Genomic DNA, 24824 nt, shown 5'->3' with positions numbered 1-24824 from the left:
CACCAGTGCCGTACACCAGTGCCGTACACCGGTGGCGTGTGTCAGGGCCCGTACGTCAGGCCGTGCCCCACCGGAAACAGCACCTTCGCCGGGTCGTCGGCCCGCTGCACCGGCACCGGCAGCCTCCCGCGCGGCGCCACCCGCCCGGCCAGCACCCGCGCCGCCGCCCGCACCTCGACATCCGTCCAGGAGTACGCCGCCAAGTAGCCCTTCACCTGCGGGAGTTGGGCCACGTCGTACGGGTTGCGGATCGCGACGGCCACCACCGGCACCCCGGTGGCCAGCAGCCGCGCGACCAGGGTCCGCTGGGTGCTGTCCGCCGTCACGTTGTACGTCGCCACCACCACGGCGTCCTTGCCTCCGGCCGCCGCCACGGCCCGGTCGACGAGGGCCTCGGTGGGGGCCGTACCGGTCGACAGGCGGGTCGCCGTGAAGCCCAGGGCGGTGAGTTCGGCGGCGAGGACGGCCGTCGGCGGTCCCGTGGTGCCCGACGGGGAGGCCGGGTCGGCGCCGACCACCAGCACGTTCCGGTGTGTACGCCGGGACAGCGGCAGCAGCGCACCCTCGTTGACCAGGAGGGTGGTGGTCCGTTCGGCGATCCGGTCGGCGGTCTCCAGATGCCGCCGGATCCCCACGACCCGGTCGACACCGGCGTCGCTCACGTACGGCCGCTCGAACAGCCCGAGCTTCGCCTTGAGCCGCAGGATGCGCAGGACCGACTCGTCGAGCCGCGCCTCGGTCAGGTCGCCGGCGCGTACGGAGGCGAGGACCGCGTTCCACGCCACGTCGATCGACGGCGGGTTGAGGAGCTGGTCCACGCCCGCCTTCAGCGCCAGCACCGGCACCTGGTCGTCCCCGTACTTCTCCCGCACGCCCTGCATGCCGAGCGAGTCGGTGACCACGACCCCGTCGTAGCCGAGCTGTTCGCGCAGGATCCCGGTGAGGATCGGGCGGGAGAGGGTGGCCGGGTCGCCGGAGGGGTCCAGGGCCGGGACCATGATGTGCGCGGTCATGATCGAGTCGATGCCGGCCCGGATCGCGGCGCGGAACGGCGGGGCGTCCAGGGCCGTCCACTGTTCGCGGGTGTGCCCGATGACCGGGAAGCCGTAGTGGCTGTCGACGGCCGTGTCCCCGTGGCCCGGGAAGTGCTTGGCCGTCGCCGCGACCCCCGCCCCCTGGTACCCCTTCACCTGCGCGGCGACCAGCCCGGCGACCGCCTCCGGGTCGGCGCCGAAGGAGCGTACGCCGATGACCGGGTTGGCCGGGTTGACGTTCACGTCGGCGACGGGGGCGTAGTCCTGCCGGATCCCGATCGCCCGCAGCTCGGCTCCACCGACGCGCCCGGCCTCGCGGGCGTCCGCGCGGGAGCCGCCGGCGCCGAGGGCCATCGCGCCCGGCAGCAGCGTGGCGGGTTCGCCGACGCGGGCCACGATGCCGTGTTCCTGGTCGGTGGAGATCAGGACGGGCAGGCCCCGGGGGAGGGCGAGGGAGGCGCGCTGGATGCCGTTGGACAGGGCGGCGATCTGGTGCGGGTCGCGGGTGTTGTGCGCCCAGGAGAAGTAGATGATCCCGCCGACCCGGTACTTCTCCAGCAGCTCGGCGGCCGTGCGTACGCCCAGCTCCTGGAGGTTGGCATCGATGTCGGCCTGGTCCGGGGCGGTCGCCGAGTGCCCGTAGACCCGCATGACGAAGAGCTGGCCGACCTTCTCTTCGAGGCTCATGCGCGAGACGAGGGCGCGGAGCTTGCCGTCGCGGGTTTCGTGGGGGAGGGGGCCTGCCTGGGCGTCGGTGCCGAGGGCCAGGGCGGAGGTGACGCCTGCGGTGGCGGCGAGAACGGTACGTCTGGAGGGCACGTGCGTCGCTCCTTCCGGAGGACTGAAGGAAACTTCCAAGGTGTCACGATTATCCGGGAAGTTTCTTCCGGTCAAGGGAACGCGACGCGTGCGGAGGGGTGCTGAGGGGCCGTCACCGGCGCTGTGGAGGGGGGCGCGCCGGTGACGGCGTGCGGCCGGCCGCAGGCGGCGGAGAGGGTTGGTCAGCGTTCGCAGCCAGCAGCGAGGCCGACACCGCACTGCGGAGACTCATCCGGCGGCATGGGGGTTGGACGGGGTGGGGTGGATTCGGGTTCCCGGGGAGGGGCGGGTTTCTGAAATTCGGCACGGGTGGGGTGGGTGGGGCGCCTGGGAACTCGGGGGTGGCGGGTTCGTCGGCGGGCGCGGGTGGGTGGGGGTCGCTCGCGCAGTTCCCCGCGCCCCTGAAAAACAGGGGCTGCGCCCCGTGCTTTTCAGGCCCGCAGGGCCGTGGTCTTCCAGGCCCGCAGGGGCCTGGTCTTTCAGGGGCGCGGGGAACTGCGCGAGCAACCCCCACCGGACCCGCAGCCGCCGACGCACCCGAGCCCCCCGGGCTTTTAGGCGCCCCCACATCACCCCGTCGGCCTTTCAGGCGCGCGGGGCCTGATGCTTTTCAGGGGCGCGGGGAACTGCGCGAGAAGCCCCACCGGACCCGCAGCCGCCGACGCACCCGAACCCCCGGGCTTTTAGGCGCCCCCCGCCCCGTCCCACGACCCGGACACATCCGCACCCACCCCACCCCACCGTTCACCATGACCCGCATGCCGACCGTCGACATCCCCGGTTCCAAGTCCCTCACCGCCCGCGCCCTCTTCCTCGCCGCCGCCGCCGACGGAGTCACCACCCTCGTGCGCCCCCTCAGGTCCGACGACACGGAAGGCTTCGCGGAGGGCCTCGCCCGCCTCGGCTACCGCGTCGGCCGCACCCCGGACACCTGGCAGGTCGACGGCCGCCCCCAGGGCCCCGCCGTCCCGGAGGCCGACGTGTACTGCAGGGACGGCGCCACCACCGCCCGCTTCCTGCCGACCCTCGCCGCCGCCGGCCACGGCACGTACCGCTTCGACGCCTCCCCCCAGATGCGCCGCCGCCCCCTCCTGCCGCTCACCCGCGCCCTGCGCGACCTCGGCGTGGACCTGCGGCACGAGGAGGCGGAGGGCCACCACCCCCTCACGGTCACCGCCGACGGCGTAGACGGCGGCGAGGTCGTACTGGACGCCGGCCAGTCCTCCCAGTACCTGACCGCCCTGCTCCTGCTCGGCCCGCTCACCTGCACCGGCCTGCGCATCACCGTCACCGACCTGGTCTCCGTGCCGTACGTGGAGATCACGCTCGCGATGATGCGCGCGTTCGGCGTGGAGGTCGGCCGCGAGGGGGACACGTACGTCGTCCCGCCCGGCGGCTACCGGGCCACCACCTACCCGATCGAACCCGACGCCTCCACCGCGAGCTACTTCTTCGCGGCCGCAGCCCTCACCGGCGGCGAGGTGACCGTCCCCGGTCTCGGCGCGGGCGCGCTCCAGGGCGACCTCGGCTTCGTCGAGGTGCTGCGGCGGATGGGCGCGCGGGTGGAGGTGGGCGACGACCGCACCACGGTGACGGGCACCGGCGAACTGCGCGGTGTCACCGTCAACATGCGGGACATCTCCGACACCATGCCGACCCTCGCCGCGATCGCCCCCTTCGCCTCGGGCCCGGTGCGGATCGAGGACGTCGCCAACACCCGGGTGAAGGAGTGCGACCGCCTGGAGGCCTGCGCGGAGAACCTCAGCCGCCTGGGGGTGGACGTGACGACCGGCGCCGACTGGATCGAGATCCGTCCCGGCACCCCGCGTGGCGCGGAGATCAGGACCCACGGCGACCACCGCATCGTCATGTCCTTCGCCGTGACCGGCCTGCGCACCCCGGGCATCACCTTCGACGACCCGGGGTGCGTGCGCAAGACGTTCCCGGCCTTCCACGAGGCGTTCGAGGCGCTCCCGCTACCCTCCGGTACATGACCGCTCCGGAGCCCACCATCGTCGCGACCTCGGGAGGCCACCGCATCGGTGACCGCACCCGGGTGACCTTCCATTCGCTCGTGCACCACGCCGTGGAACTGTCGGGGGTGCACGGGCGGCGGCCGAAGGTCATGTACATCGGGACGGCCGTCGGCGACTCCGAGCACATGACGGCGCGCATGAGCGAGGCCGCGCGCGTCGCGGGCTTCGATCTGACCCCGCTCGCGCTCTTCCCGATGCCCAACATCGAGGACATCGAGTCGGCCGTCCTCGCCCAGGACGTCGTGTGGGTCATGGGCGGCTCGGTCGCCAACCTGCTCGCGGTCTGGCGCGTCCACGGCCTCGACCGCGTACTGCGCCGCGCCTGGCGGGCCGGTGTCGTGCTGAGCGGCGTCAGCGCGGGCTCCATCTGCTGGTTCCGGGGCGGGACGACGGACTCCTTCGGCCCGACGCTCCGCCCGGTGACGGACGCGCTGGCGTACCTCCCGTACGGCAACGGCGTCCACTACGACAGTGACGAGGGCCGCCGCCCCCTCGTCCACAGCCTCGTCGCCGACGGCACGCTCCCGGAGACCCACTGCACCGACGACGGGGTCGGGCTCGTCTACCGGGGCACGCGCCTGGTGGAGGCGGTCGCCGAAGTCCCGGGCAAGGGGGCGTACGTGGTCCGGCGCGAGGGTGCCACGGCGGTGGAGGAACGGATATCCCCCCGCCTCCTGCCCGAGCCGCGCCGCTAGCGGCACCACGCCGACAGCCGCACCACGCCGGTGGCAGCACTACGAGTGGTACGAGGAAGGAGTGTTCCGCAGTGTCGGGTTCTCATGAGGAAGAGGTGCTGGCCCGGATCGCCGAGGGGCTCGTCTACACCGAGTCCGAGGCGGCCTTCCAGGCGCCCCGGCGGCGCACGGACCAGATCTTCGAGTACAACAGGACCCCACCGGGCGAGGCGGAGCGGCGTCGCGCGCTGCTCGTCGAGATCTTCGGGTCGGTCGGTGCACGCACGGTGCTGCTGCCGCCGTTCCACGCGGGCTTCGGCAGCAACGTCCACATAGGTGACGACTTCTTCGGCAACGTGAACCTGACGTTCGTCGACGACGTGGACATCCGCATAGGCGACGGCGTCATGATCGCACCCAGCGTGACGCTGACGACGACGGGCCATCCCGTGCACCCCTCGCGCCGCGCGGACTTCGGCAGGTTCTCCGAGCCGATCGTGATCGAGGACAAGGTGTGGATCGGCAGTAACGCGGTCGTCCTGCCCGGGGTCCGTATCGGCTACGGCTCGGTCATCGGCGCCGGAAGCGTCGTCAGCCGCGGCATCCCCCCGATGTCCGTCGCGCTCGGCGCACCGTGCCGGGTGGTCCGCGCCATCACGGACGAGGACCTCACCACCCGTACCGCCACCGCCCGTACCGGCACCCCCCGCACCGGCACCACCCGTACCGCGCCAGGGAGTTAGGCCCCTTCCGGCCGACCGTCACCTCACCTCACCATTCCTGGACGCGCCGCCCCCCGCCCTGCTGCCGGCCGGGGGCGCGGGTCTGGGGTTCGAAGAGGGACCCCGGGGAGGAGTCGTCGGGGTGCTGGAGCGGGACGTCGGGGCGGTCGGCCCGCCAGGGCTGCCGGGGTTCCGGCCGCTGCCGCTCCGGCTTCCGGCCGGCCGTGCGGTCCCAGTCGCCCTCGCCCAGGACGAGCATCGGGTCGAACATCACGACCACGCCCGCGAGGAGCAGGAAGATGACCGGGCCGATGAGCATGGGCAGCAGGATCGTCGTGGGCGACTCGCCGGTGATCGTCCCGCCGGTCGTGCCGTGCAGGTGCACCCCCACGGCGGCCATGCCGGTGTAGTGCATGCCGGACACGGCGACCCCCATCACCAGGCTGGCCCCGAGACTGGTGACGAACCCCCGGATCGACACGGCCGCCCAGAGCGCGGCGGTCGCGGCGACGATGGCGATGACGACGGAGAGGGCGACGACGGTGATGTCGTACTGGATGTAGCCGTTCAACTGGATGGCGGCCATGCCCAGATAGTGCATGGCGGCCACCCCGAGGCCCGTCACGGATCCCGCCGCGCAGAGGGTGGCCGTGCTGACACCGCGGTAGCCCACGGCGAAGACCCCGATGCCGACGACGGTGATGGCGACGACGAGGCTGAGCACCGTCAGCCCGACGTCGTAGTGGATGGGGCTCTCCTCCACCCGGAAGCCGACCATCGCGATGAAGTGCATCGTCCAGATGCCGCAGCCGATGCAGGCGGCTCCCAGGGCCAGCCAACCGGGCTTCCAGGAGCGCTCGTTGTAGACCGACCTGACCACGCAGCGCAGTCCGAGCGCGGCGCCCAGGCAGGCCATGACATAGGCGGCCACCGGAGTGACCGCACCGTAGCTGAAACCGTCGACCGTGCCTTGCATATGCCAAATCCCCCCGATACATGGCCAGTTGTGCATGGGCTGGTGCGGGAGGCAAGTCTGGTGCAAGCGCGTACCGCAGCGCTCCGTTTTCCAAGAGTTACTGTCGGTATCTGTTCGGCGGGTGATCGACTTTGGGTGACTCGATACTGATTCGTGGTCAAAATCCGTGGCGCACAAGGCCTGAGCTTGAGTTTTCAAGCTCAGGCCACTGCATTACGGGCAGTCTTTACGGGGGTGCCGAGAGGTGCGCGAGGCCGCCGACGTCACGCCGCGTCGTTGAGGAGCCGTCCGAGGTGCTCCCGACCCGCCGCCAGCAGCTCCGGCAGCGGCGCGGCGCCCTCGTACCACCGCTTCTCGTACTCCCAGCACAGCCACCCGTCCCAGTCCTTGCGGGAGAGGAGCTCGACGCACTCGCCGAGCGGGAGGACCCCCGCGCCGAGTGCCAGCGGGGTGGTGTCCTCGGCGGAGGCGATGTCCTTGACCTGGACGTAGCCGAGGAAGGGGGAGAGGGCGGCGTAGGACTCGGCGGGCTGTTCGCCGCCGAGCCAGGTGTGCATCACGTCCCAGAGCGAGCCGACGCTGCCGTGGCCGACCGGACCGAGCACCCGGATCGCGTCGGCGCCGGTGCGGTGCGAGTCGTGCGTCTCCAGCAGGACGCGCACGCCCCGGTCGGCCGCGTCCTCCGCCGCCGTGCCGAGGCGGCGGGCGGCGATCGCGTCGGCCTCGTCCGCGCTCTGGCCGCCGGCCGGGTCGGCGCCGGGGAACACCCGGACGAAGGGGGCGCCCAGGTCCCGGGCCAGGTCGAGCAGGGCGCGGATCTCGTCCAGCACGGGGCCGTCCTCGCCCGGCGCGGCGACCCGCGCGTACCCGGCGAGACCGAGGATCTCCACGCCCGCCGCCTTGAACTCGGCCGCCACCTCGGCCCGTTCGTCGGCCCCGATGCCCGGATGCACCGGCTCCTCGGGATGGGCGCGGAGTTCGACGCCGTGATAGCCGTGGGTCGCGGCGAGCCGTACGACGTCGGCGATGGGGAGACCGGGGACACCGAGGGTGGAGAACGCGAGTTTCATGCCTTCGGACCGTACACGTCGGCCGGGCCGGCGGGGCACCCCGCCCACGGCCCCGACCGCCGGTCCCGGCCGGTCAGGTCCCGGCCGGTCAGGTCCACCCGTGCCAGGTCCACCCGTGCCCCGCCGCCCCGAAGGCCCCGGCACCTCAGAGGTCCCGCCGCTCCAACGGCTTCGTCGCCGGGCCTTGGACGATGCGGCCCTCGGTGTCGAAGCGGGAGCCGTGGCAGGGGCACTCCCAGGCGCGTTCGGCGCGGTTGAAGCCGACCAGGCAGCCCATGTGGGTGCAGCGGGCGGAGACGGCGTGGAGCGAGCCGGCCTCGTCGCGGTGGACCGCGCACAGATGGCCGCCGACCCGGACGACCGCGCCGTCCCCGGGGGCGATGGCCTCCACGGAACCGCCCCCGGCCGCGCCGATCCGGTCGCCGACGAAGTGCCGCGCCACCTGTGCCTGGTGCTTGAGGAAACTCGGCGCCTCCCGCATCGCGCTGAGCACCCGGCGCGGGTCGTACAGATCGCTCCACGGCGACTTGTGCCCGGTGATCTGCTCGGCCAGCAGCCGACCGGCCATGATGCCGCCGCTCATGCCCCAGCCGCCGAACCCGGTCGCCACCCAGCTGTGCCGGCTGCCCGCGTGGAAGGGCCCGACGAGGGGGACGGAGTCGGTGGAGTCGTTGTCCTGGGTGGCCCAGCGGTGGGTGAAGTCGAGGGGACCGAAACGTTCGGTGGCCCAGTCCGCCAGCAGCCCGAACCGTTCGTCGACCTCGGCGGTGCCCGGGGTGAAGTGCTCCCCGGTGACGATCAGCAGCCGCCGGCCCTCGTCGTACGGGGCGGTCCGCACCGAGCGGGTGCGCTGCTCCTGCGTGATGTACATGCCGTGCGGGTCGGCGTCGGCCGGGATCGGCGCGGCGAGGACGAGTTCGCGGCGCGCGGAGAGCCGGGTGAAGAGCAACGCCCGGTCGAAGACGGGGTAGTGCGTGGCGATCACGACGTCCCGGGCGGTCACCGCGAACCCCGCCTCGGTCGTCAGCCGGCACGGCGTCCCCTCCTTCAGCCGCACCACCCGCGTCCCCTCGTGCACCGCCGCGCCCTGCCGCACCAGGTCGTCCACCAGGGCGAGCAGATACCTGCGGGGGTGGAACTGCGCCTGCTCCGCCACGCGCACCGCCCCCGCGACCGGGAACGGCAGCCCCGTCTCCGTCACGAACTCGGCGGGCAGCCCGGCCTCGCGCGCCGCCTCCGCCTCGGCCCGCAGCTCCGCGACACCGCTCTCGTCCTCGGCGTAGGTGTAGGACGCCGCGTCCTCCCAGTCGCAGGCGATCCCCAGTTCCTCCACCACCTCGGCGGCGTGCCGGATCGCCTCGGTCTGTGAGCGCGCGTACAGCGCGGCGGCCTCGGCGCCCCGGGTCCGCCGCAGCCGGTCGTAGATCAGCGTGTGCTGCGCGGTCACCTTGGCGGTCGTGTGCCCGGTGACGCCGGCGGCCACACGGTCCGCCTCCAGCAGGGCCACCCGCCGCCCCCGCCGCGCCAGCTCCCACGCCGTGCTGATCCCGGCGATCCCCGCCCCGACCACCGCCACGTCGACGACCAGCTCCCCGTCCAGCGCCGGGTACGCGCCCTCCTGCGGCGCGCTCTCGATCCAGTACGACTTCTGCGCGGGCTGCTGTGGCTGCATGACTCGGCGGTCCCTTCAGTTTCAGTCGGGCGGCGGCTGACTGCGGCGGTGGTTGTCGGAGCCGCGTTCACGGCGCCGGTGGCTGGTGTCGCACCAGGGGTAGATACGGCTGCGGCGACAGGTGCACAGCGCCACGCAGAAGCGGTCCGAGGACACGGTCGTCCCGTCCTCCAGGACCACCTCGACGGGCCCCTCGACCAACAACGGCCCGGGCCGCTGCAGAGCGACACGACGACGTTCGACGGGCGGGTCCGACACGGTGATCACCAGCTCTCCGGTCTCGTCGACGATGCCGCGGTCCGATGCGGTCCCGGTGCGGTCCCGGTGCCACGGCCTGCCGCCCCCGGATCAGCGGCTGCCTCGACCGGTGCCGCCCCGGCTGGCGGCCCGCCCCCTCACACCGGCGTACGGAGTGACGACCGGCCCGCTCGCCACGCGCCGAGGAGTCGGTCGGCGAGGGCGTCCTCCAGGTGGTTGGTGGCGTCGACGCCGAAGGCGACGTCGGCGTCCAGCTCCGGTTCCTCCTCCAGCAGTCCGGCGACGACCTCCCGTCGTACGACCTGCTCGTGCACGGCGTCGGCCTCGACGTGCTCGTCGTAGAAGTGCTCGGCGGCGGCCCCGGCCCCGGTGCGCCGCATGGCGCGGGCGAGCCGGCGGGAGCCGGGGGAGGAGGTGATCTCGACCGTCGCGAAGTGTCCGACCAGGGCGCCGCGCAGCGCCCGGTGCAGACCGAAGAGGGACATCAGGTTCACCAGGGCGAGCGCCTCGGGACCGGCGGCGTCCACGTACCGGCCGTACGCCGGGTCGAGTCCCAGGTCGGTCATGAGGTCGGCGAAGAGGCGCGCGTGCACCCGCTCGGCCCGGCCCCCGCCGAACTCGTCGAACTCGACGGCGGCCATGCCCGCCTTGGCCCGCCCCCACAGCCGGGGCAGCACCCAGGCGTGCGGGTCGGCCTCCTTCAGGTGGTAGAGGGAGCGCTGGGCCGCGTACTCGCGCACCTGCCACAGTTCGCCCTCGTTCTGGAGGAAGTCGCCCACCCCGCCCTCGTCGCCGCCCGCGGGCTCCACGAGCAGGTCGTCCAACGCCTCCTGGGCCCGCACGTGCCGCGTCGCCCGGTCACGCAGGCTTTCGAGGAACGGCCACTCCAGGGCCGCCCGGCACCGCAGCAGCTCCGGATCCCATTCGAGGTCGGCGTCGACGTCGGCGAAGCCCCGGTAGTGCAGTTCGTAGCAGAGGTAGAGAGCGAGCTGGAGGTCGTCGCCGAACGGGTCCGTCCCGGCGATCACCCGGCTCTCGGGCGGCGCGCCCGCGCCCCGCAGGAACCGTATGACGGCAGCGGAGACCTTCCCCCTGCTCTCCGGCAACACCGGCCCTGCCACCTGGCTCTCCATGCGCGCCGGGTACCCGTGCACCGCGGTCTACTCACCGCCGGCCCGGACCGGGCGAAGGGGGCTCCCCGCACGGGAGAGCCCCCTTCCACTCCGCACTGCCGCGAGACCACCGGGGGCAGACCACGAGCCGAAGCCCGCGGGCCACAGCCCCGGCCGTCAGCCGCGCTCACGCGTCGGCGTCACGCGCTCAGCACGCGCGTCGGCGGCGTCGCACGCTCGCCCTCGCTCGGGCGCCGCATGCTCGCGTGTCGGCGTCAGATGCCCGCGCGCCGCGTCGCCGGCCGCTGCGGCTGCGTACGCTCCTGCACGCGCTCCTGCGCCTTGCCCTTCATCTTCTTCGCCTCGCCGCGTGCCTGCTGCATCTTGCCCTCGGCCTGCTGCGTGCGGTCGCCGGTGACCTTCCCGGTCATCTCCTTGGCCTTGCCCTTGATCTTGTCCATGCTGCCCTTGTCCTTGGCGGCCATGGTTACTCCTTGGTGGGTGGTGTACTGCCTTGCCCGCCCAACGTACGGCGCACCGGTGACGCTCGCGCGTCGAAGCGTCACGGTCCGTGAAAGCCCGAGCTCAGCCGCCGTACGCGATCCGCTCGATCTCCCTCAGCCGGGCGGCCCCGACGCGGTCCTCCTCCAGCGACAGCAGCCACGGCAGCAGTTCCGGCGTGGCGTGCGTCTCGCCGTAGAAGCCGAGGCGGAGGTCGGCGAGCCCGTCCTCGACGAGCCAGCGGTCGAGTGCGTCGCCGAGGTGCAGGTCCGCCGCCTCGGTGCGGGTCCGGGCCCAGATGGAGAGCCAGGGGCCGAGGGTTCCCGTCGTGGCCGCGAGCGTCTCCAGTACGTCGGCGGCGTGTCCGACGCCCGGGTGGGCGTGCAGGACCGACCGCCACCAGGGGTACCAGACCTCCTCCAAGGCCCGACGCTCCACCATGGGCCAGTCGCGCCACCTGGCGCTGAGCATCCGGGAGGCGACCATGCCGTGGTCGAGCCGGTCGGCGACGAGGAGGCGGACGATCCGGGGCGTCAACCGGCGGTACAGAGCGGGGAAGTCATCCCAGTGGTCGGGCACCTTGTGCGCGACGGAGTACACCAACTCGTCCGGCACCTCGCGCACGGGACCGGCAAGAACGTGGAGCTCGGCTTCGGTGAAGCAGTGGGTGCAACCGCCCACGGGCACCGAGGACTTGGCGAGAGGCGCGAAGACGGCGTCCAAGGTGTCGAGCGCGTCCTGGAGCCGCTGCTGCGGGAGATGGGCCGAGAGGTCGGTCACGATGACACACCTGACGGGACTCCGTCCGGCCACGCCGGAGAAGAGAGCGAACCTACCACGACCGCGCCGACCCCCAGGGCCGCGAGAACCCCCAAGAAACCGGCCCTCGCTCACGACCGTGTGGTGCGGCGGCCTGCTTTTCCAGGGGCGCGGGGAACTGCGCGAAAACCCCCACCGAGCCCGCACCCGCTCACGACCGTGTGGTGCGGCGGCCTGCTTTTCCAGGGGCGCGGGGAACTGCGCGAATGCCCCCACCGAGCCCGCGCCCGCTCCCGAACCCCCCACCCCACACGCGCCCCCACCGAGGCGCACCCCCGCCCCCCGACGCCCCCTCAGTCCCTCCGAGGCACCCCACTGGACCCCCGCACCATCAACTCCCCCCGCACCGTGGCGATCCCACCCGGCGGCGGCTCCTCGCGGCCCATGGCGATCCGCCCGGCCCGTGCCCCCGCGTCCGACAGCGGCAACCGCACCGTCGTCAACGCCGGCACCGCGTCGATGCTGAAGGGCAGGTCGTCGAAGCCGGCCACGGACACGTCGTCCGGGATCCGCAGCCCGGAGTCCCGCAGCGCCGCGCACGCGCCCAGCGCCACCGTGTCGTTGGCGGCGACCACGGCCGTCAGCGAGGGGTCCCGGCGCAACAGCTCCAGCGTCGCCTCGTACCCGGAGAGCCGGTCGTAGCGGCCGTACACGGTCCACCGGGGATCGTCCTCGATCCCGGCCGCCGCCAGCGCCGCCCGGTGCCCCTCCAGCCGGTGGCGGGTCGTCGTCCGCTCCTCCGGCCCGGCGATGTACCCGAGCCGCCGGTGACCCAGTCCGATCAGATGCTCGGTGAGCAGCTGGCCGCCGCCCCGGTTGTCGAACGTGATCGCGATGGCCTCCGGCGTGGGCGGTCGCCCGCACAGCACCACGCGCGTCCCGGCCTCCGCCAGCTTCCGCAGCTTGTTGCCGACGGCGGCCAGATGCGCCGGATCCTCGATGGCCCCACCGGTCAGCACCACGGCGGCGGCCCGCTGCCGCTGGAGCAGCGTGAGATACGTCAGCTCGCGCTCCGGGGAGCCGCCTGTGTTGCACACCACACCCAGCCGCTCCCCGCCCGCGCGCCCGCCGGGCCCGCCGATCTCGGACTGGATCGCCGCGGCCATGATCCCGAAGAAGGGGTCGGCGATGTCGTTCACCAGGATGCCGACCAGGTCGGAGGTGGCGGCGGCGAGCGCGCTCGCGGGGCCGTTGAGGACGTAGTCCAGCTCGTCGACGGCCTTCAACACCCGTTCGCGCGTGGACGCGGCCACCGGATAGTTCCCGTTGAGCACCCGGGAGACGGTCGCCGGCGACACCTGCGCACGGGCCGCCACGTCCGCCAGGGTCACAGTCATCGTTTTCTCGTCCTCCGGGTGCGCGTCCAGTTCGGGCTGTCGGGGAACCATACGACCGCGATCACCGTTCGCCCCCTCGAACAACTCGACCCCCTCGCGGTCTTGTATAGACCGCTGCTCAGAGGCTAGCTTCTTATCGAATAGAAAGCGCTTGCTGTGACGCTCACCCTTTCGTCGGGCGTACGCGGCGCCCGACGCGTACGCACACACGAACGCACACCAACGAAAGGAACCGGCCGTGACACGCAAAACCGTACGGATCGCCATGAACGGCGTGACGGGACGCATGGGCTACCGCCAGCACCTCGTCCGCTCGATCCTCGCCATCCGCGAGCAGGGCGGTCTCGACCTCGGTGACGGCACCGTGCTGTGGCCGGAGCCGATCCTCGTCGGCCGCCGCGAGCACGCGCTCAAGGCGCTCGCCGAGCAGCACGGCCTGGACCCGGCGAACGTCTCCACCGACGTCGACGCGGTCCTCGCGGACCCGACCGTCGAGATCTACTTCGACGCCCAGGTCACCTCGGCCCGCGAGGAGGCGATCAAGAAGGCGATCGCCGCCGGCAAGCACATCTACACCGAGAAGCCGACCGCCACCGGCCTCGACGGCGCCCTGGAGCTGGCCCGGCTCGCGAACGCCGCCGGCATCAAGCACGGCGTCGTCCAGGACAAGCTGTTCCTGCCGGGCCTGCTGAAGCTCAAGCGCCTCATCGACGGCGGCTTCTTCGGCCGGATCCTCTCCATCCGGGGCGAGTTCGGCTACTGGGTCTTCGAGGGCGACTGGCAGGAGGCCCAGCGCCCCTCCTGGAACTACCGCGCGGAGGACGGCGGCGGCATCGTCGTTGACATGTTCCCGCACTGGGAGTACGTGCTGCACGAGCTGTTCGGCCGCGTGAAGTCCGTCCAGGCCCTCACCGCCACGCACGTCCCGCAGCGCTGGGACGAGCAGGACAAGCCCTACGACGCCACCGCCGACGACGCCGCGTACGGCATCTTCGAGCTGGACGGCGGCGCGATCGCCCAGATCAACTCCTCCTGGACCGTCCGCGTCAACCGCGACGAGCTGGTCGAGTTCCAGGTCGACGGCACCGAGGGCTCGGCGGTAGCCGGTCTGCGCAACTGCCGCGTCCAGCACCGCTCCGCCACGCCCAAGCCGGTGTGGAACCCCGACATCCCCGCCACGTACTCCTTCCGCGACCAGTGGCAGGAGGTGCCCGACAACGCCGAGTTCGACAACGGCTTCAAGGCGCAGTGGGAGCTGTTCTTCAAGCACGTCTACGCCGACGCGCCCTACCACTGGGACCTGCTGGCCGGCGCCCGTGGCGTCCAGCTCGCCGAACTGGGCCTGAAGTCCTCCGCCGAGGGCGTCCGTCTCGACGTACCGGAGATCCAGCTGTGACGATCCAACTCCCTGGTCCAGAAGGGCAGTTGCGGGCCTACACCCCGCGTACCGAACCTCTGGCGGTGTCCCCGGGCACCCCCCTCACCTCCCGTACGGTCTTCTCGGCGGCGCACGTCGTCGCGGACCCCTTCGCGGACGTGTCCCCGGACTCGCCCGCGGCCGTCGACTGGGACGCCACCCTCGCCTTCCGCCGCCACCTGTGGTCGCACGGCCTGGGCGTCGCCGAGGCGATGGACACCGCGCAGCGCGGCATGGGCCTCGACTGGGCGGGCGCGGCGGAGCTGATCCGCCGCAGCGCCGCCGAGGCGAAGTCGGTCGGCGGCCTGATCGCCTGCGGCGTCGGCACCGACCAGCTCACCGACCCGGCGTCGGCCTCCCTGGCGGACATCCGCAAGGCGTACGAGGAGCAGCTGGCGCTCGTCGAGGAGTCGGGCGCCCAGGCGATCCTGATGGCCTCGCGGGCGCTGGCCGCGGCGGCCTCGGGCCCCGAGGACTACCTGGAGATCTACGGCCACCTGCTCCGCCAGGCCACCGAGCCGGTCGTCCTGCACTGGCTCGGCCCCATGTTCGACCCGGCGCTGGAGGGCTACTGGGGCTCGTCGGACCTGGACACGGCCACGGAGACCTTCCTCGCCGTGATCGCCGCCCACCCCGACAAGGTCGACGGCATCAAGGTCTCCCTGCTGGACGCCCAGCGCGAGATCGACATCCGTCGCCGGCTCCCGCAGGGCGTCCGCTGCTACACCGGCGACGACTTCAACTACCCCGAGCTGATCGCGGGCGACGAGAAGGGCTTCAGCCACGCGCTGCTCGGCATCTTCGACCCGCTGGGCCCGCTGGCGGCTCAGGCGGTGCGCGTCCTGGACACGGGTGACGTGAAGGGCTTCCGGGAGCTCCTGGACCCGACCGTCGAGCTGTCCCGCCACCTCTTCCAGACCCCGACCCGCTTCTACAAGACGGGCGTGGTCTTCCTGGCGTGGCTGGCCGGCCACCAGTCGCACTTCACCATGGTCGGCGGCCTCCAGTCGGCCCGCTCCCTCCCGCACTTCGCGCGGGCCTACGAACTCGCCGACGGCCTGGGCCTGTTCCCGGACCCGGCGCTGGCCCAGGCCCGGATGAAGAACCTGCTCTCCCTGTACGGAGTGGACCAGTGAGCACCGGCGGCGGACTTGAGCGCTTCTCCATCAACCAGATGACGGTCAAGCAGCTGTCGATGCCCGAACTGGTCGACGGCTGCACCGAGTTGGGCATCCCCGGGGTGGGCCTGTGGCGTGAGCCGGTGGCCGAGTACGGCCTGGAGGCGACGGCCAAGCTGGTTCGCGACGCGGGCCTGACGGTCACCACCCTGTGCCGGGGCGGCTTCTTCACGGCGATCGACCCGGCCGAGCGGGCGGCGGCGCTGGCCGACAACCGCAAGGCGATCGACGAGGCGGCGACGCTCGGCACGGACACCCTCGTCCTGGTCTCGGGCGGCCTCCCGGCGGGCTCGAAGGACCTGCACGGCGCGCGGGAGCGCATCGCGGACGCGCTCGCCGAGCTGGGCCCGTACGCGGCCTCGAACGGCGTCCGTCTGGCGATCGAGCCCCTCCACCCCATGTTCGCCTCGGACCGCTGCGTGGTGTCGACGCTCTCCCAGGCGCTGGACATCGCGGAACGCTTCCCGGCGGACCAGGTGGGCGTGACGGTCGACACGTACCACATCTGGTGGGACGACACGGCCCCGGCGGCGATCGCCCGCGCGGGCGCCACCGGCCGCATCCACACCTTCCAGCTCGCCGACTGGATCACCCCGCTGCCGCAGGGTGTCCTGACCGGCCGGGGCCAGATCGGCGACGGCGCGATCGACATGCGCGAGTGGAAGTCCTACGTCGAGGCGGCGGGCTACACGGGCCCCATCGAGGTCGAACTCTTCAACGACGACCTGTGGTCGGGCGACGGCCGCGAACTGCTCACGCAGACGGCGCAGCGGTTCGTGGAGCACGCGGCGTAGTCCTCCGGCGGCGAGCCGGGCGAGAGGTCGGCGCCCGGCTCGCCGCCGACGGGCGTATACGCCACGTATACTCGCCCCATGTCCGATGTCATGATCCGCGTGCCCGCCGAAGTCCGTGACCAGCTCGCCGCCGTGGCCGAGGCCCGGGGGACGAGCCTTCGTGCCCTCATGCAGGACATAGCTGCTCAGACACTGACTCCCGAGCAGATCAAGGAACGGGCTGATCGCACCCGGGCCGTGCTCGCCGAACGCTTCGGGCACGAGGTGTCCGAGGAGGAGTCCGCCGAGATGCGCCGCAAGATGCGGGAGGCCACTGCTGCCCACAGGGCCGCCCTCGCGGAGGCGGAGCCGTCCCCTTGAGCCAGACCGAGCACTATGTTCTCGACGCACCCACCCTTGTGGCGCTGGGTGGCGACAAGCAGGTCTCCGGCCTCATCCACGCCGCGGCGGCGAGCGACGACGTGCGCCTGTGGGTGCCCGTCCTGTGTCTTCTGGAAGCGGAACGCCGTCGTGCGGGCATGGTCGACCACGTCGGTGTCCTGGTGGACGTACTGTCCATGATCGACGACGACTACGCCATGGCCCTGACGGTCGCCGAGCTGGGGCGAGCGGGGATCGCCCAGGACGCCTCGGCCGCCGTCCACGCCGCGAGACCCAACCAGACCCTTCCGACAGGGGCGTTGATCGCCACGGTGGAACCGGGTGTGTACGACGGACTCGGAGTCGGGGTCATGGACCTGAGACGCTGACCCGCCCGCCACGAGCGGGCAGAGGCCCGGTGCCCGGGTCAGACCTGCCGGACGTCGACCTGCTTGCCGCAGAGCGGCTTGAGATCGTCGAGGTCGGAGGTCAGGACGGTCACGGGGGGCTGTGCCGCGCGGGCGGTGGCGGCGACGATCGCGTCCAGGGCGTACTTGTGCCCGCCGGTCCTGCCGCTGTCCTTCATCCGCGCGACGGCCTCTCTGGCGGTCTCCTTGGTGACCGGCTCCACTACGAGCCCGGAGAGAGCCCAGGAGAGGCGGGCGCCGTCGCCGCGCTGGTGACCACCCGGACGTCCCGCTTACGGGCGGCGGCGAGCCGGGTGGTCATCGTCCGGTCTGCCCGCAGTACAGGGAGGGGGCCTCGCTGTCGAGAACCCAGGTGCCGCTCACGTCACCGCCCGGTCGCCCCGGCCTCCGCCGAACATCTCGCGCTCGGCGGCGTCGATCTCCTCCTGGGTGAGGGGGCCGTGCATCTCCTCGTTCGCGGCGATGAGTTCGTCGAGCTGGTCCCGCTCGATCTGCCGCCGGATCGCGGCGGATGTGGGCGGGCCCTCGCCGGGCCCGTGGGTGTGGTCACTCACAGACCCAATCTAGCCAGGCGGCCTACCGCAGGGGGATCACGACGGCCATGCTCACCGCGAAGGAGAAGGTGATGATGGCGTAGTGCCCGGCCTTCAGCTTCTCGACGGGGCGGCCCAGGCGGATCAGCTCGTCCTGGCGCCTGGACCATCCGGCGAAGGCGGCGTGGTTGAGCGCGAAGTTGATCGCCACGGCGATGAACACCAGCAGAGCCATACGGGGCTCCCCGTTCTCGTCCCCGGGCAGACCCCGCAGGGCCGCGTAGGCCGCCAAGGCCAGGACGAGCAGAACCGCCTCCCACTTGCCCCTGCGCGTACTGGGGAACAGGGACGCGAACACCATGGCCAGGGCAACGGCGGCCACGGCGGCGGCGATCCACAGAGTCCCCACGTCCACCTCTCCTACAGAAGGCCGGCCATGAGGGCCACGACCGTGGTGAAGGCGAGGAAGAAGACCACGGCCTGCCTGGTGGTCAATCTTTCCCACGGTTGGCCGGAGCGCGCCAGCCCCTGTTGACGTCCGATGTAACCGGCGAAGCTGACCCGCATGAGCGCGAGCCCGAGCGCGACGGCGGTGAGTGCGTTGCCGACCGGTCTACCCCGTCTCCCGCGTGGCCCCCGCGCGCGCCCGCGCCCGGTACTCCGTCGGAGACACCCCGTACGCCCCCCGGAACGCCCGCGTGAAGTCGGAGGCGCGAGGCAGGCCCCAGCGGGTGGCGATCGTGTGGACGGGGGCGGTGGCGAGGGCAGGGTCCGCCAGGTCGCGGCGGGCGCCCTCCAGGCGTTGGGCGCGGATCCAGGCCGCGACCGTCTCGCCGGGGGTGTCCTGCTGGAACAGCCGGTGCAGATAGCTCAGCGAGATGTGGTGCGCCGCCGCTATCACCGGCGGCGTCAGTTCCGGGTCGTGCAGGTTCTGCTGGATGAACGCCCGTATCCGCGTCGTCAGCGCCCGCTCGCGCGTCTCCGCCGGTAACGCGTCCTCCACCTCCAGCACGTGGGCGAACCAGGCGGACAGCAGGTCGATCAGGACGGTACCCAGCCGAGGCGCGTCGGACGGCTGAAGCGCGTCCGCCTGCTGCTCCAGGCCGGTGAGGAAACCCGTCAGCAGAGCACCCACCCCGTCCCGCGCCGACAGACGCCGCCCCAGCAGCTGACGAACACGGCCGGGAGGCAACGGCAGCAGCGCCTTGGGGAAGTCCACGCCGACGCCCCGGATCACCTGACGGCCCAGGCCGGCCGGTACGTGCACTTCGTACGGTCGTGACGTGTCGCTCACCCACAGGTCGCTCGGGCCGTACGCCTCGGCCCGCCCCACATGCTCGAACCCCAGCCCGCCGCCGACCACGAACGACAGGTGGTACATCTCCGGGTCGGACTGCCGCACCAGTTTCTCGGTACGCCGGAACCCGGTCACCAGATGCGCCGTCGGCCACGCCAGCACCGGCCCCAGCTCCAACAGCCGCTGCCGCGCCCAGAAGTCGTCGGCGAACTCGCAGCTCATGTGACTGGGCGCGATCGCCCGGTGCATCAACTCCGCCCAGTAGTCGAACCGGTGCTCCGTGGGCACGTCATCGCTCCGGAACACGGTTCCGATCATGCCGGGTCACCCCTGGGTCAGCTCGTCGGTCCACTCGGTGAGCTTGTCGATGCTCATTCACCGCATCCTGGCACATCGCCCCCGAAGCACCCGCGAAGCACTCCCGTCATACCCCCAACGCGCCCTCTACGGTGGCCCGCATGACCGACGACAGCTTCTGGACCCTCCCGCCCGACCGCGTGGTGCGCGGTTCCATGGGCCACTGCAACATCACCGTCCTGCTCCCGCCGTTCGACGTCGACGCGGGCACGCTCCCCGCCAACGACCCCGCCCGCGCAGCCGAGTTCGCCGCGTCCTTCGGCACCGTCGACGAGATCCTGGAGGACCTCGGCCCCCGGTCCGTCCTCGACGTGCCCTACCCGTACGCGCGGACCGACCTCGACGTCGTCCAGGCCGCCGTGTGGGGCCACGTCCTCGGCTTCAGCGACCCGGCGCTGGCCGACGCCGGCGACGACAACCCCCTGCTGTCCGAGGCCCGTTCGCTACGCGAGTGGTACCCGGACGCACGCATCGTCGGCCGGGTCGACTTCCACGGCGGGGCCACCCACACGGAGGACCTCGTCTGGCTGCCCGACGGGACGATGTTCCACGCCGCCGGCTGGGCCGGGGACGAGCCGTTCGAGGTGACCGGCGATCCGGCCGCCGTCGCCGCCGCGCTCGGCATCCCCGCCGAGAAGCTGGCGGACCTCGGCCTGGACGAGGAGGACCCGGCCGACATCCCCTGGGCCGACCTCGCCGCACTGGCCCTGGGCAGGTCCGACCCCTGGGGACGCCGACACCTCCACACCACGGCCTTCCGCGTCCGCCACACCGAGTTCGCCACGTCCACGATGGAGGAGCTGTACTTCGTCGAGGGCTGACGGGTGACGGGGCGGCAGCCCGCGAGTGTCAGTGGGCCGTCCTAGGGTTGCGGATCATTCGCTGTCCACGAGGCAAGGGGTCGGGCATGACCGAGGTCGTACTGTTCCATCATTCGCAGGGGCTGACCTCCGGAGTCGTCGCCGTCGCCGACGAACTCCGCGCGGCGGGCCACACCGTCCACACGCCGGATCTCTTCGAGGGGCGGACGTTCGGCTCCATCGAGGAGGGCATGGGCTACGTACGGCAGGTCGGTTTCGGGGAGATCGCCGAGCGCGGTGTCCGCGCGGCCGGACCGCTGCCACGGGACGTCGTCTACGTCGGCTTCTCGCTCGGTGTGGTGCCCGCGCAGAGGCTGGCGCAGACGCGGGCGGGCGCGCGGGGCGCGCTGCTGATCGACGCCTGTATCCCCGTCTCGGAGTTCGGCGCGGCATGGCCCGACGGTGTGCCGGTGCAGGTGCACGCCAAGGAGGCCGACCCGTTCTTCGCCGAGGACATCGACGCGGCCCGTGAGCTCGTCGCCGATCGCGCCGACGCGGAGCTGTTCCTCTACCCCGGAGACCAGCACCTGTTCGTGGACAGTTCCCTGCCGTCCCACGACCCGGACGCCGCCGCGCTCCTGACCCGCCGGGCGATCGAGTTCCTCGGCTCGCGCTAGGCGGCCGGCGCAGGGGTCCGGGTTCGGCCGCCGGGTCGTGTGAGAGTCCTGTGTGGCTGCTGTGGGGTGCGGTGTAAGCGGTCGGTGAGCCGGTCGGGCGCCCCTGACGAGGTGCCCTTCGCCGGACGCGGCCGCGTACCGGTCCCAACTGCCCACCCTTCGCTCACATTTGATGCTCCGCTGACAACATCACCAACGCCGTCAACGCCAACAACCCTCTGATTACGCCGACTTCGGGCCCTAGGGTGAGCCGCGGCGCGTACACGTCACGGGGGCCTCGCGCGCCACCCACACCCCCTCAGTGCCCCCCACAACGAGGGAAGACGTCATCTTCAATCGAGCTCTCCAGATACCCAGACGGTGGCGGCTCACAGCGCGCTTCACGGCCGCCGCGGGGCTGGCCGCCGCCGTCACCCTGACCGGCCTGCCCGGCATACCCGTCGGCGACACGGCCGCCGCCGGCCCGCCGGTCTCGGCCAAACTCAAGCCCGGCTACGACAAGCGCCGCTGCGACGTCCGCAACGGCCTGAAGGCCGCCACCAGGACCCCGGCGAACTCCGGGCTCCCCGACAGTCCGCTCGGCAACTTCCACAAGGCCGACAACCTCCCCACCAACTTCGAGTTCGACCTCCCCGGCCAGGCGTACGACGGGCTTCAGACCCCCACGCCGGAGGAGGAGGCGAAGGCCCGCTCCCAGGTCCCGGGCGACACCGAGAAGAACTACAAGGCCTGGCGGAAGATCGCCGACGCCTCCGGCAAGCCCGCCGACCGTGCCATGGAGATCTACGCCCGCTGGCTGAACACCGGCAAGAAGAAGCCGTTCAAGCAGTGGTTCGACAAGATCTACATCCGCAACCAGACCAACCTCAGGAAGGGCGCCGGCTTCGAGGCGAAACTCGTCCGCGACTACAAGCTCGTCGGCCCCGACTGGCTCTGCGAGGTCTACGTCGAACTCTTCGACGCCGAGGGCAACAAGGTCGGCGAACGTCGCTACGACGCCTACAACCGGCGCACCAAGGAGTTCAACGAGTTCAAGTCGGACTCCAAGCCGAGGGCCGACCAGCTCGCCAAGGACCGCGTCGTCGCCCGCTCGCTGAAGGACCACACCTTCCGCTACACCGGCGCGAAGAAGTTCACCGCCGGCCAGCAGGCCGCGATCGACGACTTCAACCGTGAACTCGAACGCGAGCGCGGCAAGCCCAACCAGGTACGCGGCAACCAGCGCCTCTACAACCCGGTCGCGCGGACCACCCCCATCAAGGGCTACTCCGACCACCAGCGCTGGTTCGCCCCCGGCTGCCAGACCGGCGGCGCGCAGCCCCTGGCCGCCTCCGCCAACAGCTGCGGCACCCGGGGCCCGGCCAACCAGCGCGCCCTCGGCTCCGGCCGCACCCTGGAGGAGGCCAAGCAGATCCAGGCCGAGGCCCGCCGCCTCGACACCCGTGGCACCCTCCCCCGGGGAGGCCCCGGCGGCATCGACTTCACCAGCCTCGAACTGCGCTACGTCGGCGGCCTCGGCAAGGGCAAGGGCATGCAGTACAGCATGCGCGCCGACCAGATGCCCGACCCGGACACCAACCCCGGCTGGGGCGGCGAGGCCAAGATGCAGCTCGCCTCCGACGCGATGTTCACCTGGCTGGCGCTGACGCCGGACAAGTTCTGGGTGAACCTCAATCCGGACGAGCCCGACCGCGTCATGGACTCCAAGTTCGCCTCCACCGACGCCGGGCGCATCCTGCTCGAAGCCGACCTCCAGATGAAGCACGACTTCTACAAGGCCATGGACCCCAAGACCGACCTCGGTCGGCGGTACTGGGCGGCCCTGCCCAAGCAGAACGGCAACCCGTGCATGCCGGGCCTGCGGAACTGGATCGAGCCCAAGCCCGCGCAGGTGCGGGAGCAGGACGGCGGCATCTACATCCTCGACGCCCCGCTCGCCCTGAAGTCGACCGCGCAGGAGACCGTCACCGAGGGTCCCGGCGAGCCGATCTGCGACCCGAACGACGCCGAGATCGCGGCCGCCCAGGCGGTCATCGACTCGATGATCGTCCCCGAGGTCGAGAAGCAGATCAACACGGCCCCGCAGTACGCCGACCTGCGCCGCGTCTACACCTCGCGGGTCGCCGCCGAGTACATCCGGCAGCAGGACGTGAAGAACCCGACCGACTTCCGGTCGATCATCAACAGTGACGACGTCAAGGCGTGGCCGCTGCGCGCGCCGAACCAGAACTGGGACAAGGACGAGCTGTTCCGCAAGTACCGGAAGATCTACACCGAGGGCGAGTTCACGTACGACGTGGACACCGCGCAGGGCGTCCGGGTCTACATCGTCGGCGGCGTGGACTTCTCCAAGCAGCCCAAGCGGAACATCACCCGCACGCAGTTCACCGTCGAGAACCGGGACCTCGACAACACCACCGTCAACTCCCGCAAGTCCGACGACACGTCCTACCGGGACACCGACACGCTCTACTTCGGTGGCGGCAAGGTGACCGACTCCGGCGGTGGCGGTGACACGCCCAAGCCGCCGCCGACGCAGGATCCCGACCCGACACCGAGCGGCGATCCCAGCGACGACCCGGGCAAGCCGGACCCGACGCCGTCCCACGACCCGACCCCGGGTGCCCCCGGCGACCGGCCGAAGCCGCCGGGCGGCGACCTCGCCGACACCGGCTCGGACACCCCGGTGGGCCTCTTCGCCGCGCTCGCGGCAGCGCTGGCCGCCGTGGGAGGCGGACTGGTGTGGTGGATGCGCCGCCGCGGGATCAGCCTCGGGAGGCGTACGGGATGAAGTCGGCCCAGGCGCCGGAGGAGAGGATGAGCTGAGGCCCGTCCGCGTTCTTGGAATCGCGGACGTGGACGGCAGAGGGGGCGGCGGCTACTTCGACACAGTCGCCGTCCCCGCCGCTGCTGTGGCTCGACTTGAACCAGGCAAGGTCGTTGGTGCTCATAGGTCCCCTCGCATCCGCCGCAACAGGCCCAGGGAGTCTTCGGAGGTGAGAGCCTGTGCACGCATCCTGGCATACCGCTTGTGCAGGACGCTGACCTCTTTCGCGTCGGATACGAGCAGGCCGCCTCGCTGCCCTTCGCAGTAGCCGTACCAGCGGTTTTCGGCGGTCTCCAGCAGTTGCATGGGGCCGTCGAGCCCGGCGTGAGTCTCGCGCACTTGCGGCATGACCTGAATCTCGATGTTCCGCAGCTCGGCGATCTCCAGGACGTGCTCGATGAGTTGCCGCGTCGTCTCGACGCCTCCCGTCCGCCGGACGAACAACCCCTCCTCCAGGATGAAGCTGAACTCGGTGTTCGGCCGCTCCCGCAACAGTCGCTGACGTTCCGCGCGAGCCACCCACTGGGCCTCGACCTGTTCGTCACCCAGGGGCGGCAGTTGGTGGTTGAACAGCGTTCGCGCGTAGGCCTCCGTCTGCAAGAGCCCAGGAATCAACCGGCACTCATACGTGTAGAGCGTGATCGCCGTGGCCTCCAGCCCCGCCCACTTCCTGAACCAAGCCGCCAACCCCGGCTGCCGCCCCAGATGCTGAGCCGCCCGGATCAGTGCGCCCGTATTCCCCAGCGCCCGATCCACCCCCTCCACAAACGCGGCGTCGGGCATCCTCCTCCCCAGCTCCACCGACGCCACCATGTGCTTGGAGTAACCGATGACCTCGGCCAACTCCTCCCGGCTGAGCCCCGCGTGCTCGCGCAACGCCTGGACCATCGCCCCGAACGTCCGCAGGCTGTCGGACGACTCCGGTTCGCCGCCCCCGCCGATCCCCACCACGCCGCCGCTGTCGGCCACCATCGGCCACCTCCCGCGCACCCGCCCACCGAACCACACCGTTCAACGCCCATGGTTACGGCACGTCACCAGTACCGTCCAGTGCGTAACCGCGTACGCTCGCCCAGCGTACGCGGCGTGGAGCTGGCGAACGGGCCTTTCCGCAGGCCACATTGGC

27 protein-coding genes are annotated in these 24824 nt (G+C 71.8%); 11 read left to right on the top strand and 16 right to left on the bottom strand.

Annotated features, from left to right (window positions below; all coding sequences use genetic code 11):
- Nucleotides 1-41: 41 nt before the first annotated feature.
- On the bottom strand, nucleotides 42-1853 hold the full coding sequence (locus tag HW837_RS38320) for a glycoside hydrolase family 3 protein (RefSeq protein ID WP_193382437.1): 1812 nt from the start codon (nucleotides 1851-1853) through the stop codon (nucleotides 42-44).
- Between the two features lie 758 nt (nucleotides 1854-2611).
- Here HW837_RS38320 and aroA point away from each other — a divergent pair.
- From aroA to HW837_RS38305, 3 genes are all read left to right on the top strand, one after another.
- Nucleotides 2612-3847 (top strand): 3-phosphoshikimate 1-carboxyvinyltransferase, encoded by a 1236-nt coding sequence (gene aroA / locus HW837_RS38315; RefSeq protein WP_045557786.1) that lies wholly within the window; start codon nucleotides 2612-2614, stop codon nucleotides 3845-3847.
- Nucleotides 3844-4584 (top strand): Type 1 glutamine amidotransferase-like domain-containing protein, encoded by a 741-nt coding sequence (locus tag HW837_RS38310; protein WP_045557673.1) that lies wholly within the window; start codon nucleotides 3844-3846, stop codon nucleotides 4582-4584. Before aroA ends, HW837_RS38310 begins: the two co-directional genes overlap by 4 nt.
- 71 nt (nucleotides 4585-4655) lie before the next feature.
- Nucleotides 4656-5306: a sugar O-acetyltransferase gene (locus tag HW837_RS38305; protein WP_193381064.1), complete on the top strand. Its 651-nt coding sequence runs from the start codon at nucleotides 4656-4658 to the stop codon at nucleotides 5304-5306.
- A gap of 28 nt (nucleotides 5307-5334) precedes the next feature.
- Here the strand turns inward: HW837_RS38305 and HW837_RS38300 are convergent, their stop codons facing one another.
- The 8 genes from HW837_RS38300 to HW837_RS38265 all read right to left on the bottom strand — a co-directional run bounded on the left by HW837_RS38300 (nucleotide 5335) and on the right by HW837_RS38265 (nucleotide 13030).
- A complete protein-coding gene (locus HW837_RS38300; RefSeq protein ID WP_045557671.1) occupies nucleotides 5335-6261 on the bottom strand; it encodes an MHYT domain-containing protein in 927 nt (308 codons plus the stop codon).
- Between the two features lie 263 nt (nucleotides 6262-6524).
- On the bottom strand, nucleotides 6525-7331 hold the full coding sequence (locus HW837_RS38295; RefSeq protein ID WP_045557670.1) for a sugar phosphate isomerase/epimerase family protein: 807 nt from the start codon (nucleotides 7329-7331) through the stop codon (nucleotides 6525-6527).
- A 145-nt stretch (nucleotides 7332-7476) separates the two neighbouring features.
- On the bottom strand, nucleotides 7477-9003 hold the full coding sequence (locus tag HW837_RS38290) for an FAD-dependent oxidoreductase (RefSeq protein ID WP_193381065.1): 1527 nt from the start codon (nucleotides 9001-9003) through the stop codon (nucleotides 7477-7479).
- A 21-nt stretch (nucleotides 9004-9024) separates the two neighbouring features.
- Nucleotides 9025-9261: a CDGSH iron-sulfur domain-containing protein gene (locus HW837_RS38285; protein WP_078853439.1), complete on the bottom strand. Its 237-nt coding sequence runs from the start codon at nucleotides 9259-9261 to the stop codon at nucleotides 9025-9027.
- Nucleotides 9262-9398: 137 nt separating this feature from the next.
- Nucleotides 9399-10394, bottom strand: coding sequence for an iron-containing redox enzyme family protein (locus tag HW837_RS38280; RefSeq protein WP_193381066.1), 996 nt, complete (start codon nucleotides 10392-10394; stop codon nucleotides 9399-9401).
- A 254-nt stretch (nucleotides 10395-10648) separates the two neighbouring features.
- Nucleotides 10649-10858: a CsbD family protein gene (locus HW837_RS38275; RefSeq protein ID WP_045557667.1), complete on the bottom strand. Its 210-nt coding sequence runs from the start codon at nucleotides 10856-10858 to the stop codon at nucleotides 10649-10651.
- Nucleotides 10859-10958: 100 nt separating this feature from the next.
- Nucleotides 10959-11654, bottom strand: coding sequence for a hypothetical protein (locus HW837_RS38270; RefSeq protein ID WP_045557666.1), 696 nt, complete (start codon nucleotides 11652-11654; stop codon nucleotides 10959-10961).
- A gap of 332 nt (nucleotides 11655-11986) precedes the next feature.
- Nucleotides 11987-13030, bottom strand: coding sequence for a LacI family DNA-binding transcriptional regulator (locus tag HW837_RS38265; protein WP_045557784.1), 1044 nt, complete (start codon nucleotides 13028-13030; stop codon nucleotides 11987-11989).
- A gap of 238 nt (nucleotides 13031-13268) precedes the next feature.
- Between HW837_RS38265 and HW837_RS38260 the strand changes: the two genes are divergently transcribed.
- From HW837_RS38260 to HW837_RS38240, 5 genes are all read left to right on the top strand, one after another.
- Nucleotides 13269-14426 (top strand): Gfo/Idh/MocA family protein, encoded by a 1158-nt coding sequence (locus tag HW837_RS38260; RefSeq protein WP_045557665.1) that lies wholly within the window; start codon nucleotides 13269-13271, stop codon nucleotides 14424-14426.
- On the top strand, nucleotides 14423-15583 hold the full coding sequence (locus HW837_RS38255; RefSeq protein WP_045557664.1) for a dihydrodipicolinate synthase family protein: 1161 nt from the start codon (nucleotides 14423-14425) through the stop codon (nucleotides 15581-15583). The genes HW837_RS38260 and HW837_RS38255 overlap by 4 nt, the downstream gene beginning before the upstream one ends.
- Before the next feature lie 38 nt (nucleotides 15584-15621).
- Entirely contained in the window at nucleotides 15622-16419 is a 798-nt protein-coding gene (locus tag HW837_RS38250) for a sugar phosphate isomerase/epimerase family protein (RefSeq protein ID WP_196789939.1), read from the top strand.
- 78 nt (nucleotides 16420-16497) lie between these two features.
- On the top strand, nucleotides 16498-16779 hold the full coding sequence (locus HW837_RS38245; protein ID WP_045557662.1) for an Arc family DNA-binding protein: 282 nt from the start codon (nucleotides 16498-16500) through the stop codon (nucleotides 16777-16779).
- Nucleotides 16776-17168 carry a PIN domain-containing protein gene (locus HW837_RS38240; RefSeq protein WP_045557661.1) on the top strand — a complete coding sequence of 131 codons (393 nt, stop codon included), beginning with the start codon at nucleotides 16776-16778 and terminating at the stop codon, nucleotides 17166-17168. Before HW837_RS38245 ends, HW837_RS38240 begins: the two co-directional genes overlap by 4 nt.
- A gap of 38 nt (nucleotides 17169-17206) precedes the next feature.
- Here the strand turns inward: HW837_RS38240 and HW837_RS49150 are convergent, their stop codons facing one another.
- From HW837_RS49150 to HW837_RS38215, 5 genes are all read right to left on the bottom strand, one after another.
- Nucleotides 17207-17410 carry a hypothetical protein gene (locus HW837_RS49150; protein WP_234442511.1) on the bottom strand — a complete coding sequence of 68 codons (204 nt, stop codon included), beginning with the start codon at nucleotides 17408-17410 and terminating at the stop codon, nucleotides 17207-17209.
- A 156-nt stretch (nucleotides 17411-17566) separates the two neighbouring features.
- Nucleotides 17567-17761, bottom strand: coding sequence for a hypothetical protein (locus tag HW837_RS38230; protein ID WP_045557660.1), 195 nt, complete (start codon nucleotides 17759-17761; stop codon nucleotides 17567-17569).
- Between the two features lie 22 nt (nucleotides 17762-17783).
- Nucleotides 17784-18149, bottom strand: a complete 366-nt coding sequence (locus HW837_RS38225) for a hypothetical protein (RefSeq protein WP_093791021.1) — start codon at nucleotides 18147-18149, stop codon at nucleotides 17784-17786.
- An 11-nt stretch (nucleotides 18150-18160) separates the two neighbouring features.
- Nucleotides 18161-18307 carry a hypothetical protein gene (locus HW837_RS38220; protein ID WP_177262017.1) on the bottom strand — a complete coding sequence of 49 codons (147 nt, stop codon included), beginning with the start codon at nucleotides 18305-18307 and terminating at the stop codon, nucleotides 18161-18163.
- A 46-nt stretch (nucleotides 18308-18353) separates the two neighbouring features.
- Nucleotides 18354-19355, bottom strand: coding sequence for a helix-turn-helix domain-containing protein (locus HW837_RS38215; RefSeq protein WP_193381069.1), 1002 nt, complete (start codon nucleotides 19353-19355; stop codon nucleotides 18354-18356).
- Between the two features lie 140 nt (nucleotides 19356-19495).
- Here HW837_RS38215 and HW837_RS38210 point away from each other — a divergent pair, with 140 nt between their 5' ends.
- The 3 genes from HW837_RS38210 (at nucleotide 19496) to HW837_RS38200 (ending at nucleotide 23662) form a co-directional block, all read left to right on the top strand.
- Nucleotides 19496-20215 (top strand): DUF6333 family protein, encoded by a 720-nt coding sequence (locus HW837_RS38210; RefSeq protein ID WP_078853428.1) that lies wholly within the window; start codon nucleotides 19496-19498, stop codon nucleotides 20213-20215.
- Nucleotides 20216-20301: 86 nt separating this feature from the next.
- Nucleotides 20302-20871, top strand: a complete 570-nt coding sequence (locus tag HW837_RS38205; protein ID WP_045557657.1) for a dienelactone hydrolase family protein — start codon at nucleotides 20302-20304, stop codon at nucleotides 20869-20871.
- 301 nt (nucleotides 20872-21172) lie between these two features.
- Nucleotides 21173-23662, top strand: coding sequence for a hypothetical protein (locus HW837_RS38200; RefSeq protein ID WP_193381070.1), 2490 nt, complete (start codon nucleotides 21173-21175; stop codon nucleotides 23660-23662).
- Here HW837_RS38200 and HW837_RS38195 read toward each other — a convergent pair.
- Both HW837_RS38195 and HW837_RS38190 read right to left on the bottom strand, forming a co-directional pair.
- On the bottom strand, nucleotides 23637-23822 hold the full coding sequence (locus tag HW837_RS38195) for a DUF397 domain-containing protein (RefSeq protein WP_193381071.1): 186 nt from the start codon (nucleotides 23820-23822) through the stop codon (nucleotides 23637-23639). The genes HW837_RS38200 and HW837_RS38195 overlap by 26 nt on opposite strands.
- Nucleotides 23819-24670, bottom strand: a complete 852-nt coding sequence (locus tag HW837_RS38190) for a helix-turn-helix domain-containing protein (RefSeq protein WP_045557655.1) — start codon at nucleotides 24668-24670, stop codon at nucleotides 23819-23821. The genes HW837_RS38195 and HW837_RS38190 overlap by 4 nt, the downstream gene beginning before the upstream one ends.
- Between the last annotated feature and the right edge of the window lie 154 nt (nucleotides 24671-24824).

The organism is Streptomyces caniscabiei, assembly GCF_014930365.1.
GTDB classification, from domain to species: Bacteria; Actinomycetota; Actinomycetes; order Streptomycetales; family Streptomycetaceae; genus Streptomyces; species Streptomyces caniscabiei.
Note: the sequence above shows the minus strand (reverse complement) of the source record. Positions and strands in the feature narration are given on the sequence as shown.

Excerpts from the sequence above, each read along its gene's own strand:
- HW837_RS38310 (WP_045557673.1), top strand. The coding sequence starts at position 3,844 with ATGACCGCTCCGGAGCCCACCATCGTCGCGACCTCGGGAGGCCACCGC.
- HW837_RS38210 (WP_078853428.1), top strand. The coding sequence starts at position 19,496 with ATGACCGACGACAGCTTCTGGACCCTCCCGCCCGACCGCGTGGTGCGC.
- HW837_RS38205 (WP_045557657.1), top strand. The coding sequence starts at position 20,302 with ATGACCGAGGTCGTACTGTTCCATCATTCGCAGGGGCTGACCTCCGGA.
- HW837_RS38265 (WP_045557784.1), bottom strand. The coding sequence starts at position 13,030 with ATGACTGTGACCCTGGCGGACGTGGCGGCCCGTGCGCAGGTGTCGCCG.
- HW837_RS38245 (WP_045557662.1), top strand. The coding sequence starts at position 16,498 with ATGTCCGATGTCATGATCCGCGTGCCCGCCGAAGTCCGTGACCAGCTC.
- HW837_RS38195 (WP_193381071.1), bottom strand. The coding sequence starts at position 23,822 with ATGAGCACCAACGACCTTGCCTGGTTCAAGTCGAGCCACAGCAGCGGC.
- HW837_RS38280 (WP_193381066.1), bottom strand. The coding sequence starts at position 10,394 with ATGGAGAGCCAGGTGGCAGGGCCGGTGTTGCCGGAGAGCAGGGGGAAG.
- HW837_RS38300 (WP_045557671.1), bottom strand. The coding sequence starts at position 6,261 with ATGCAAGGCACGGTCGACGGTTTCAGCTACGGTGCGGTCACTCCGGTG.
- HW837_RS38190 (WP_045557655.1), bottom strand. The coding sequence starts at position 24,670 with ATGGTGGCCGACAGCGGCGGCGTGGTGGGGATCGGCGGGGGCGGCGAA.
- HW837_RS38215 (WP_193381069.1), bottom strand. The coding sequence starts at position 19,355 with ATGATCGGAACCGTGTTCCGGAGCGATGACGTGCCCACGGAGCACCGG.
- HW837_RS38250 (WP_196789939.1), top strand. The coding sequence starts at position 15,622 with ATGACGGTCAAGCAGCTGTCGATGCCCGAACTGGTCGACGGCTGCACC.
- HW837_RS38295 (WP_045557670.1), bottom strand. The coding sequence starts at position 7,331 with ATGAAACTCGCGTTCTCCACCCTCGGTGTCCCCGGTCTCCCCATCGCC.
- aroA (WP_045557786.1), top strand. The coding sequence starts at position 2,612 with ATGCCGACCGTCGACATCCCCGGTTCCAAGTCCCTCACCGCCCGCGCC.
- HW837_RS38290 (WP_193381065.1), bottom strand. The coding sequence starts at position 9,003 with ATGCAGCCACAGCAGCCCGCGCAGAAGTCGTACTGGATCGAGAGCGCG.
- HW837_RS38220 (WP_177262017.1), bottom strand. The coding sequence starts at position 18,307 with ATGCGGGTCAGCTTCGCCGGTTACATCGGACGTCAACAGGGGCTGGCG.
- HW837_RS38275 (WP_045557667.1), bottom strand. The coding sequence starts at position 10,858 with ATGGCCGCCAAGGACAAGGGCAGCATGGACAAGATCAAGGGCAAGGCC.